The organism is Halospina sp. K52047b, assembly GCF_008709855.1.
Classification (GTDB): Bacteria; Pseudomonadota; Gammaproteobacteria; order Pseudomonadales; family Oleiphilaceae; genus Halospina; species Halospina utahensis_B.
On the sequence record NZ_VYJH01000005.1, the window covers coordinates 204,144 to 215,315 of the forward strand.

At 59.7% G+C, this 11,172-nt stretch carries 12 protein-coding genes and 5 tRNA genes; all 17 read right to left on the minus strand.

Going from position 1 to position 11,172, the window contains the following annotated elements; all coding sequences use genetic code 11:
- Positions 1-81: 81 nt before the first annotated feature.
- Positions 82-465 (minus strand): 50S ribosomal protein L7/L12, encoded by a 384-nt coding sequence (rplL, locus tag F3089_RS08830; RefSeq protein WP_095618803.1) that lies wholly within the window; start codon positions 463-465, stop codon positions 82-84.
- A 36-nt stretch (positions 466-501) separates the two neighbouring features.
- Complete coding sequence (gene rplJ / locus F3089_RS08835; protein ID WP_077529296.1) at positions 502-1,032, minus strand: 50S ribosomal protein L10; 531 nt, start codon at positions 1,030-1,032, stop codon at positions 502-504.
- 232 nt (positions 1,033-1,264) lie between these two features.
- Positions 1,265-1,963 (minus strand): 50S ribosomal protein L1, encoded by a 699-nt coding sequence (gene rplA / locus F3089_RS08840; protein WP_151440459.1) that lies wholly within the window; start codon positions 1,961-1,963, stop codon positions 1,265-1,267.
- A 1-nt stretch (position 1,964) separates the two neighbouring features.
- A complete protein-coding gene (rplK, locus tag F3089_RS08845) occupies positions 1,965-2,396 on the minus strand; it encodes a 50S ribosomal protein L11 (RefSeq protein ID WP_077529298.1) in 432 nt (143 codons plus the stop codon).
- Between the two features lie 99 nt (positions 2,397-2,495).
- Positions 2,496-3,029 (minus strand): transcription termination/antitermination protein NusG, encoded by a 534-nt coding sequence (gene nusG, locus F3089_RS08850; RefSeq protein ID WP_077529299.1) that lies wholly within the window; start codon positions 3,027-3,029, stop codon positions 2,496-2,498.
- Positions 3,030-3,042: 13 nt separating this feature from the next.
- Positions 3,043-3,411, minus strand: coding sequence for a preprotein translocase subunit SecE (secE, locus tag F3089_RS08855; RefSeq protein ID WP_077529300.1), 369 nt, complete (start codon positions 3,409-3,411; stop codon positions 3,043-3,045).
- Positions 3,412-3,441: 30 nt separating this feature from the next.
- Positions 3,442-3,517: transfer RNA gene (locus F3089_RS08860), tRNA-Trp, on the minus strand.
- A gap of 16 nt (positions 3,518-3,533) precedes the next feature.
- Positions 3,534-4,727 carry an elongation factor Tu gene (gene tuf / locus F3089_RS08865; protein ID WP_077528630.1) on the minus strand — a complete coding sequence of 398 codons (1,194 nt, stop codon included), beginning with the start codon at positions 4,725-4,727 and terminating at the stop codon, positions 3,534-3,536.
- A gap of 64 nt (positions 4,728-4,791) precedes the next feature.
- Positions 4,792-4,866, minus strand: a tRNA-Thr gene (locus F3089_RS08870).
- 11 nt (positions 4,867-4,877) lie between these two features.
- Positions 4,878-4,952, minus strand: a tRNA-Gly gene (locus F3089_RS08875).
- Positions 4,953-4,958: 6 nt separating this feature from the next.
- Positions 4,959-5,042, minus strand: a tRNA-Tyr gene (locus tag F3089_RS08880).
- 47 nt (positions 5,043-5,089) lie between these two features.
- Positions 5,090-5,165, minus strand: a tRNA-Thr gene (locus F3089_RS08885).
- A gap of 220 nt (positions 5,166-5,385) precedes the next feature.
- Entirely contained in the window at positions 5,386-6,120 is a 735-nt protein-coding gene (locus F3089_RS08890) for a type III pantothenate kinase (RefSeq protein ID WP_151440460.1), read from the minus strand.
- Positions 6,104-7,078 (minus strand): biotin--[acetyl-CoA-carboxylase] ligase, encoded by a 975-nt coding sequence (locus F3089_RS08895; protein ID WP_151440461.1) that lies wholly within the window; start codon positions 7,076-7,078, stop codon positions 6,104-6,106. Before F3089_RS08895 ends, F3089_RS08890 begins: the two co-directional genes overlap by 17 nt.
- A gap of 57 nt (positions 7,079-7,135) precedes the next feature.
- On the minus strand, positions 7,136-9,352 hold the full coding sequence (locus F3089_RS08900) for a DUF6160 family protein (RefSeq protein WP_151440462.1): 2,217 nt from the start codon (positions 9,350-9,352) through the stop codon (positions 7,136-7,138).
- Between the two features lie 3 nt (positions 9,353-9,355).
- Positions 9,356-9,832 carry a hypothetical protein gene (locus F3089_RS08905; protein WP_202405714.1) on the minus strand — a complete coding sequence of 159 codons (477 nt, stop codon included), beginning with the start codon at positions 9,830-9,832 and terminating at the stop codon, positions 9,356-9,358.
- 94 nt (positions 9,833-9,926) lie between these two features.
- Complete coding sequence (locus tag F3089_RS08910; RefSeq protein WP_151440464.1) at positions 9,927-11,030, minus strand: hypothetical protein; 1,104 nt, start codon at positions 11,028-11,030, stop codon at positions 9,927-9,929.
- Between the last annotated feature and the right edge of the window lie 142 nt (positions 11,031-11,172).

The following is an 11,172-nucleotide window of genomic DNA, read 5'->3' on the forward strand; positions in this document are numbered from 1 at the left end:
CCTGCATATAACGCGAAAAGGCCGGCGGCATACGCCACCAGCCAATTCGCGGTTCAGCGCTCTGGACGGCTATGGAAGCCGTTATTTGAGCTCAACAGTGGCGCCTGCTTCCTCAAGCTTCGCCTTGGCGTCGTCCGCCTCTTCCTTGCTGGCGCCTTCCTTGACGTTGCCCGGTGCGCCGTCAACCAGAGCTTTCGCTTCTTTCAGGCCGAGACCTGTCAGTTCGCGAACAACCTTGATCACGTTGACCTTCTTCTCACCGCCAGACGTCAGGACGATGTCGAATTCGGTCTGCTCTTCCGCAGCACCGCCTTCGTCACCACCACCAGCCGCAGCCGGAGCTGCTGCAACAGCAGCCTGAGCGGAAACGCCGAATTTCTCTTCCATCGCTTCCACGAGCTCAACTACTTCCATGACGCTCATTTCAGCGATTGCATTAAGGATATCGTCTTTAGACAGAGCCATGACTATTCTCCAGATTCAAAAATGATAAAAAACCAATCAGGCTGCTTCTTTCTTCTGGTCACGAACTGCAGCTACCGCGCGGGTAACCTTGGACGGAACCTCGTTGAAGGTCCGTGCCAGCTTGGTGATCGGAGCCTGGATTGTGCCCGCCAGCTGCGACAGCGCTTCGTCACGCGTCGGAAGCTTGGCCAGACGATCAATCTGCTCGCCACCCAGCAGCTCGCCACCTACGGCCAGTGCCTTGATTTCAAAGTTGTCGTTTTCCTTGGAAAAATCCTTGAGCAGGCGCGCAGCCGCACCCGGATCCTCCATGGAAAATGCAAACAGGGTCGGGCCGGCGAGGACCTCGCTCACGCACTCAAAGTCGGTTCCCTGGACAGCACGCTTGGCGAGTGTGTTACGAACCACACGCAGATAAACGTTCTGTTCACGGGCCTTGGCGCGCAATGCGGTCATATCGCCGGAGTCCACACCCCGGTAGTCCGCAAGGACAACAGACAAAGCACCACTGGCAGCCTCGTTGACTTCGGCGACAATCGCCTTTTTGCCTTCGAGTTGGATTGCCACTGGTTTTACTCCTCAGGTTGTGCCGGCAGAACCGGCGATCAACTCACGCCCCTGAGGGCGCCCTTACGGTGTCTTTGTTCGGAGAGAACGTCTTACACCGTCTGCGCAGGCATTGCTTTAACCCCTGTACCGGATGGCTTCGGGGACCTGCGGTCTTTGACAGCCCGGCTCACGCCCAGACTACAAAGCTTGCTGCGGGCACCGCTTACGGCGCCCGGTATTCTGCAACCTGTCAGATGGACAGTGTTGACTGATCAATGGTAAGCCCTGGCCCCATAGTGGAGGACAGCGTCACCTTCTTGAGATAGATACCCTTGGCCGTGGAGGGCTTGAGCTTCTTCAGATCGCCCAGCAGCGCTTCCACGTTTTCGCGGATCGCCTGAGCATCGAAGCCGACGTTGCCAACGCCGCAGTGCACAATACCCTTCTTGTCGGTCCGGAACCGGACCTGACCGGCCTTGGCGTTGCCAACAGCGGTCTCCACGTCGGCGGTCACCGTGCCGACCTTGGGGTTCGGCATCAGACCGCGGGGACCCAGGATCTGACCCAGCTGACCGACAACGCGCATGGCGTCCGGCGTGGCGATGACCACGTCAAAGTTCAGGTCGCCGCCCTTGATCTGTTCCGCCAGATCATCCATGCCGACCACATCGGCACCGGCTTCAGTCGCCTTGTCCGCGTTATCGCCCTGGGCGAAAACGGCAATCCGCACGCTCTTGCCCGTGCCATTGGGGAGAACAGTGGAACCGCGCACCACCTGGTCGGATTTCCGGGCATCAACGCCCAGATTCACAGCCAGATCCACGGATTCCTGGAAATTCGTATACTGATCAAGGTCCTTCAGGATATCGACCGCCTCATCCACGCTGTAGGCGCGGGTACGATCAACCTTGTCGCGGATCAGCTTCTGGCGCTTGCTCAGTTTTGCCATCTCAGAGCCCCTCCACATTCAGGCCCATACTGCGTGCCGTGCCTGCAATGGTACGCACTGCAGCGTCCATATCAGCGGCCGTCAGATCAGGCTCTTTGGCTTTCACGATCTCTTCCAGCTGTTCCCGGGTCACCTTGCCCACCTTGTCGGTGTTGGGCTTGCCCGAGCCGGTAGAGATGCCTGCTGCCTTCTTGAGCAGCACCGGCGCCGGCGGCGTCTTGGTGACAAAGGTGAAGCTGCGGTCACTGTAGACCGTGATGACTACCGGTGTCGGCAGTCCGGGCTCCATGTCCTGCGTTTCGGCGTTGAATGCCTTGCAGAACTCCATGATGTTCAGGCCGTGCTGACCCAGAGCCGGACCCACGGGGGGACTCGGATTGGCCTTGCCCGCGGCGACCTGCAGCTTGATATAAGCTTCGATTTTCTTAGCCACGATAACCTCCTGATGGGTTCAAACGCCTTACTGGCTCCCCGTTGAGACAGAAAGGCACGTGGCACCTGACAGGCCCACGTGCCCTTCTCCAGATGGCCTTCAGTCTTTCTCGACCTGGCCAAATTCCAGTTCGACCGGCGTGGACCGGCCGAAAATCAGAACCGCTACTTTGACACGGCTCTTGTCGTAGTCGACTTCCTCAACCACGCCATTAAAGTCCGCAAACGGACCCTCGATGACACGGACAATCTCGCCCGGCTCAAACAGGGTCTTGGGCTTGGGCTGCTCGGCGCCGGTTTCGACACGCTGAAGAATGGCGTCTGCCTCCTTCTCGCTGATCGGTGCCGGCTTATCCGGTGTGCCGCCAATGAAACCCATAACCCTGGGAGTACTCTTGACCAGGTGCCAGGTCTCGTCGGTCATCTCCATCTGGACCAGCACGTACCCCGGATAGAACTTGCGCTCGCTCTTGCGTTTCTTGCCTTCACGCATTTCAACGACCTCTTCGGTGGGCACGAGAATCTCACCGAAAAGATCGTCCATGTTGTTGAGCTGCACCCGTTCCCTGAGGGACCGCATGACATGCTTTTCGAAGCCGGAATAGGCGTGAATCACGTACCAGCGTTTCGCCATGTGCCGCTCTCTGTTAACCGATCAAACTTGAGACAATCCACGCCACCAGAGAATCCATCCCCCACAGGATCAATGCCACCAGCAGCACAAAGCCAAGTACAATGGCCGTTGTCTGAAGGAGCTCCTGACGGGTCGGCCAGACCACCTTGCGGATCTCGACCTTGGCCTCTCTCATAACCCGGGCCAGCTGACGCCCCTTTCCCGTCTGCAGCGCAACAGCGCCGGCAACAAGCGCCAGCGCCACCAGCGCCAGTGTACGGTAAAGAAGGGACTCGCCCCCGTAGTAATGGTTGCCGGCTACACCTGCCGCCACCAAAGCAACAACGACGACCCACTTTGCGGTGTCAAAGCGGGTCGTCGCCTCTCTGGAACTGGATTCCATAGGGTTCAACTTTGTGGGTGCCGAAATAAATGGCAGGCCAGGAGGGGATCGAACCCCCAACCTGCGGTTTTGGAGACCGCTGCTCTGCCAATTGAGCTACTGGCCTGCACCGAAACTTTGTATTACTCGATAATCTTGGTCACCACGCCTGCGCCGACAGTCCGGCCGCCTTCGCGTACCGCAAAGCGCAGCCCGTCTTCCATCGCGATCGGCGCGATCAGCGTGGCTACCAGCTTCACGTTATCACCCGGCATCACCATCTCGACGCCTTCCGGCAGCTCGCAGGTGCCGGTCACGTCCGTGGTCCGGAAGTAGAACTGCGGGCGATAGCCGGTGAAGAACGGCGTATGACGACCACCCTCGTCCTTGCTCAGGACGTAGATCTCGCCCTCGAACTTGGTGTGAGGCGTAATGCTGCCCGGCTTGGCCAGTACCTGGCCACGCTCAACGTCGTCACGCTTGGTGCCACGCAGCAGCGCGCCGATGTTCTCACCCGCACGACCCTCGTCGAGCATCTTGCGGAACATCTCAACACCGGTGCAAACGGTCTTCTGCGTCTCGCGCAGACCCACAATCTCCACCTCGGAGCCGGTCTTGACCACACCGCGCTCAACACGGCCGGTGACAACGGTACCGCGACCGGAGATCGAGAACACGTCCTCGATCGGCATCAGGAACGGCTGATCGATGGCGCGCTCGGGCTCGGGAATGTGCGCGTCCATTTCCTTGATCAGGTTCGCCACCGCGGTGGTGCCGTAGCCGTTGTCGTCCTTGCCTTCCATCGCCATCAGCGCGGAGCCGGTTACGATCGGCGTGTCGTCGCCCGGGAAGTCGTACTCGTTCAGCAGCTCCCGCACTTCCATCTCAACCAGCTCGAGCAGCTCCTCGTCGTCAACCATGTCGGCCTTGTTGAGGAACACCACGATGTGCGGCACGCCAACCTGGCGTGACAGCAGGATGTGCTCACGCGTCTGCGGCATCGGGCCGTCAGCGGCGGAGACCACCAGGATCGCGCCGTCCATCTGCGCCGCGCCCGTGATCATGTTCTTCACATAGTCAGCGTGGCCGGGGCAGTCAACGTGCGCGTAGTGACGGCTCTCGGAACCGTACTCCACGTGCGAGGTCGCGATCGTGATACCGCGGTTCTTCTCTTCCGGCGCGTTGTCGATCTGGTCAAACGCACGCGCCTCACCGCCGAACACTTCCGCACTCACGCGCGTCAGCGCCGCCGTCAGCGTCGTCTTGCCGTGGTCCACGTGACCAATGGTGCCCACGTTGATGTGCGGCTTATCTCTTTCGAATTTTTCCTTAGACACTTGACCTATCTCCCGCGCCGTTGCCTTTCTTCGTTATGTTACAGCCAGCCTTCAGCCTTAGAACTGGAGCTCATGGGCGGACTTGAACCGCCGACCTCACCCTTACCAAGGGTGTGCTCTACCACTGAGCTACATGAGCCCTCGACAACCTGGAGCGGGTGGCGGGAATCGAACCCGCGTCATCAGCTTGGAAGGCTGAGGTAATAGCCACTATACGACACCCGCAAAATATGGTGGAGGGGGCAGGATTCGAACCTGCGAAGCTCTCGCGTCAGATTTACAGTCTGATCCCTTTGACCACTCGGGAACCCCTCCGTCTCGCAGCCGACCCGCAGGCCTTCTGCTTAAAAACGGTGCTGATCTGGAGCTGGTGGAGGGAATCGAACCCCCGACCTACTGATTACAAGTCAGTTGCTCTGCCTGCTGAGCTACACCAGCTGTGTATCGCCAATCAGCGAGGGCAGTATCCTAAGGATTTTGCGGCGGCTTTGCAACACCCTCTTCTGCTTCAATGGTCCGGATCGGTTCCACCCTTGGTATATTGGCCTTGGGCACATTACCCGACTCCGGTGCTGGCAGGCGTGCGGCCAGCAGAAAGACGGCCAGATTGGCGATAACGAGTACCCCGAAAAGAATCCGCACACCAGACTCCCGTGTTTCAGCGACTGCCCCCGGCTTCAGCCATGACCGCATCCATGCCCAGGAACACCAGGTCCGGCTCTACAACCTGCTCCGTCGGCAAACCCGACGCTGCAGCCGCAGCATCCCCACCGGTCACGATCATGGTGCCACGACCCTGCCAGTAATCAGCGCTTCGGGCCACCAGGGCCTGCATGAGCCAGGCTATGCCGTGATGAACACACTCGGATGTTGTTATGCCGGGCGCAGTGTCGGCACCGGCAACCGCTTCCGGGCGCACCCCCGAGGTTCCCGCGCCAAGCGACTGCGCCATGAGAGCCCCACCTGGAAGGATATAGCCACCCTGATGATTACCCGAAGCGTCCACATGGTCAACGGTGATCGCCGTTCCGGCATCAAGAACCGTAATCGGGCCCTCCCAGGTACTGTACGCCCCAAGCATCGCCAGCCATCGATCAACCCCCATCTGGGCGGGATCATTATACGCATTGACCACACCACACTGACGGCGGGAAGCCGCAAACTCCATAACCCGCACGTGGTTGCCGGAAACCAGGTTGGCTTTCAGTTGATTGGCCCGGTCGCCGGCAACCGAGGCAAACTCCAGCCACGCCAGCCTGTCAGAGTCCACGCCCGCAATGCCGTCGGATCCGATCGTCTCCCATGGCTGATCACCCCGGGCGATGACCAAGCGGTCCATATCAAGACAGCGCCAGTGGACCCGGGAATTCCCCGCATCAACCTGCAGAATCAATCGGGACCTCCAGACTCACCTCTCCGGCATTCAGGAGTATCACTTCGCCATCCGCCGTCCGCAGCCGAAGTTGCCCGGATGCATCAATGCCATCACCGATGCCTCGACAATCCCTGCCCCTGACGGCCACCTGCCGGCCCCGTAACACATCATAGTGCGCCCACTCTGCGGGAACGGCCGGATCCGGCCCGAACCCGAGACCGGCCACCGAGGCCAGGATTCCCTCAATCAATGCAACAGCCAAACGGTTGCGCCCCCCCTCTGGCACCTGCCCCTCTTTGGCCAGGGATGTCCAGGGCTGGTCAATCGCGGTTTCCGATTCCGTCATATAGACATTCAGGCCCAGCCCGATCACGAGTCTGAGTTCATCCTGGGCCGATCCCTGAAGCTCCGTCAGAATGCCCGCCACCTTGCGGCCATTGAGCCAAAGATCATTGGGCCACTTGATCCCCAGTCCCTCTATACCAAGCCCCGCCAGTGCCCGGACCGCCCCGAGGCCCGCCCTTAGCGTTACGCCCTGGACCGCTGCGGGCCCGGCATCGGTTTCCACACCGACGCTGAGATAGAGGTTGCGGGCGAAGGGACTGACCCACCCCCGCCCCCGGCGACCGCGCCCCTGTAACTGCTGCTCGGCGAGACACACGCGGGGAACCCCTGAATAACCGGAATGGCCCATGAGGAGTGTGTTCGTTGATTCAACGACTGGCTCCAGCGCCAGTTCGGGCTGAGGCTTCAGACCCGCCAGAGCCGGCTCGATCGACTCCCGGGACAGCAGATCCAGCGGTTCAGCCAGCCGATAGCCCTTGCCGCGGACGGACTCAACGTCCAGACCGATTTCCTCAAGCCCGCGCAGCTGTTTCCAGACAGCGGTCCGGGTCACACCCAGCCGCTCCGCAAGTTCAGTACCGGAATGGAGCTGGCCATCGGCCAGCAGGTGGATCAGAGGATAGGGATGCATGTGGTCTCCTTGCCTGATCCGGCTAAGGTAACCAACACAGCAGGGGAAAGGAACACCTCAGGGAATGGGTGTGGCGTTCAGGTTCGATTCCATATCCATGTTCTGGATGCTGACGCCCTGCAGCGCCGTCGCCGTGGAACTGTTGCCGCTGCCATCATTGTGGACAAGATTGACACGGCCGACATTGAGCTCCCTGAACCGTGTGTGGGTATTCACATGGAAGCTCGGTTGCAGTCCATCAGCGGAATCCGCCTCACGGACGTCGACCGACAACTCCGTCTGGACCCCGAAATCATTGTTGCCGGCACCCAGTCCATCGGACGTGTGTATGTTGTCGAGCACCAACTGCATCCCGGTTCCATTCTGGGGGTTGCCCTCCGCATCCGTGGTCCGGCCAGTCTCCCACAGTAAGCGGTTACGCTTATCGCCCACCGCCTCACTGAAGATGCTCGTAAGGGCCAGTTTGAGCCCTTCCTGCCCTTCCGGCCCCGTAATCACCATCTCACTGTCCTGACCGTAGCGCTGCCAGACGATGCGGCCGAAACTGGCGCCATCTTCCGCGCCGCCTACCCGCAGATTGCCCACATCCATGGTGCTCCATGCCTCTCCCTGCACGACACGAAGACCATTCTGAACGACTTCCAGCGTCATATCCCGGATGTGCCCCTCGTAAGACAGGTCGTCCGCCCAGACGCCCTGGCCAGACGCCTCGGTCAGGGACCCGATACGGCCATCCTCGATATAGAGGTCCGAGTTGATGGTGATCCCGTCGCCATTCGGACCGCCCGGAGTCAGCGTGTACTGCCCGTCCATATTGCCGAATTCAAAGGAACGGAAAACCCCGAGGGCACTCAGAAGCTCAGCTCCCGCCTGAACCTCGGCTCCCTCTGCCGAGCCCTCGGAGCCGACACGAATCCCATCCATGCGGTAGCCGCCGGAAATGCCATCAAAACCAACCCGAAGCCCTTTGTAGAACTGCGTGCCCCCCAGTGCCTCATTGCCCGTGACGTTGACAGTCACATCACCGCGCCCCCAGGACTGTATCCCGTCAAAAAGCACAGAACTGCCGTTGGTCGTCCAGGTCAGCCCCGCATCCGCAAGGCTCCATTCAGAGGCGAAGCGCATCCCCTCGTCGCCCGCATCCGGGTGACCTCCGGCCATCAGGTAGACCTGATTAGCGAAAGTCGCCCCATTGATGGTCTGGTTCTCGTAAAGCCAGCTGAAGTTCACGGAACCGACGCTGCGTCCGCCATCCCGGGTTCCGGCATCAACACCCAGCCGGATGTCATCAATGCTGAGATTGCCTTCCGCCCTGGAACTGTCCCCGTTCAGGGTAAAGGCCAGTCCCTGACGGCCCTCCTCCGTGAAATCCTCCCCTACTTCGATACGAAGGTCCTGGACACTGGAGGCCCCGGATATTCCCTGATAAAGCAGCCCATAACCGTTGGTGCTGTAAAGAAAGCTTGCGGTATTGAGCGTAGTATCTGCGCTAACCTGTATCCCTTCGGCCCCCTGGCGACCGCCACCACCACGAATCTCGAAATCCGTAATAAAATCGAAACCGGCTTCAAAAGACCCCATGCTGGCGAGCGCGCTCTGATCGCCTCGAATGTTGGTCGACTGTTCAGCGTAACGGACTGCTCCTATGGTGATATCCCCAACCGTCGGCGCCACGTACTGGATGGCCCCATCGATCACATCAAGCGTATGACCGGCCCCTTCCGGTGTTGAGATATTCATGGATACATCATCGAGAAACAACTGATGACCATTCGTGCGATAGCCGAAACGGCCATTACTCAACGCGTAATCGAAATTGAAGGTGTATCCATCAGCAGAGCCACCCGCACCACCAGGAGTAATGCGAAAGAAGCCATCCATATCACGATCCATCCAGAAGGCCCCCATGCTCCGGGCGCCACTGTCATCCAGCGAGACACCACCCACAGACACACGCTCATCCTGTATATCCAGCCCGATCTCAAGGCTGCCATCGTTCAGCAGATCGAGTTCATAGTCCCTTCTCGCCCGACCTTCAGGATCGGAGGCAGACCCGACCCGAATGTCCTCCAGATGTATCCCGTTGTCATTGGTGAAATAGCTGAAACGATCCATGGAGGCCTTGTGGGCCATTTCGACGGTAACGCCCGCCTGCCCCTGGACACCGGCCAGTTCCGCATCGTTCATGGCTTCCATGGCACACACCTGGCCCGTTGCCGCGTAGAGCGCCATCCCTGCTGCAGAAAACCAGCGATGGAGTACCTGTTTCTTCATGGCTCAGGGCTCCGTAGGGAAGATCAATGCATTACCGTCCAGAGTCATGTCGCCCCCCATTTCCACTGTCAGGCGATCAACCTGACGGAAATCACTATCGCCGGGGCGGGCCGTTGAACTGGTTGCCATGGTGTAGCTGAAATCCGTAAAACGGGCTGTCTCCGGCAGGCCGATCTCAATGACTTCCCGGTTGAAGTCCCCTGCATCGCCCCCGAATCCCGTATCGTCCCCATTGATCAGCCGAGTGGCCAGCGTCAGCCCCATGAACTCGAAGGTTCCCTGCAGATCGTCCAGTACAATCCAGCCACCGCCCTGATTCAGCTGGGCGGCAATCCGGGCACCACAACGCTCGCCCTCGCCGCAGTCAAACCCGACAGCCTCCCCCTTGAGGGGACCACCGGACTCATTGAACGTCACATCGCCAGAGAGCGACATGCCCCCATACTGCCCACTGACTCCCGAGAGGTCCTGGTCACTCATCGATTCCATCTCGGCCACAGCGTTTGAAGCGCAACCGAGGGCAACGACAGCTGTGACCATGAACCTGCGTATGCTATTTCCCTGAATCGCCATATCAGTCCAGGCTCCTCGTGGTCACATCCAGTTTCTGGAACAGCATCCCCTTCATCCTGGTTGATCCCATGTCCTGGCCACCGACCTCCAGACTGCCGACTTCTATGTCGCTGCGGTATTCATCGTTGGTGTAGTAGTCACTGTAGAAATCGTAGGTGGCGTTATCGTCGCTGGAGCTGTCACCGGCCTCATTGATGGGGTCCGGCGAGCGGGCATCATTGATCGCCTTCAGCTCCAGACGGAAGTTGCCAGGACCCGCAACGACCTCACCGTCAGTCATCACCTCCTGGCCCACGCCGAGTACGCCCATGAACAGCGGCTGATGCTCATTACCCAGGGCCAGCTCCATCATGAAATCATTGAAGGCGATCTCGGTGTTGCAGCTGGTTCCGCCCTGCTCGCAGGCACTGACCGTCAGGCTCGGCGTATAGAAATTGGTCTGGATCCGGCCTCGCAGCTGCTGGCGGCTATCATCAGAAGTCGCCCCCCAGAGCTGGATGTAACTGCCGTCCACAACGGCCTTCTCGGCATGGATATTCACCGACTTCGCCACAGCGGTACCAGAGTGCACCGTTGTCTCGAAACCAAGATCCATGCGTTCGCCCCGGATGTTCTGATCCGCATTCGGCGCACGACTCACGCAGCCGGTGTCCGCCCCACCTGGCAGACAGGCGACGCCCTCAGCCTGTGCAACCTTTTCGGGAGCCGCGTATTCAAACACCGCCTTACCAGCTGCATCACCGCCGATCCCATCACCATCAACCAGATCAATCCCGAAGGGGTTGGTCAGACGCCCGAGGTTGACCGTCTGCAGGCTCTCACCCCGCTGGCTCCCAGCACCTCCGATGTAAAGCTGATCAACCAGTACCTCGACATCCTCTCCGGCCTGGTTGGTGATGCCGCTCAACCGGAATGTCTGGTTGTTGTCCGGATCATGGCCATGCGCAAAGCGGAAGTCCTCCATGACGATCCCGACTCCCTGCCCCCGGACGTCAGCCATTTCCCGGTTGCTCATGGGCTCCATGCCGGACGCCCAGGCTGACGGCACACCGGCAAGCCAGAGCATCATCAGACTCATGGACGTTTTCAGGTTTCTGTCCGCCAATTGCCAAACTCCTGAGCCGAAAACGGGAGAGGGAATTTCCTTGTATCCAGCATACTCAGGCAGGCGGGCAATGCTTTGAATCAGTCAGCAGTTTTTCAGCGGAGTCCGTTCAGGGAGAGAACGATTGCGGGGAATGAGACTT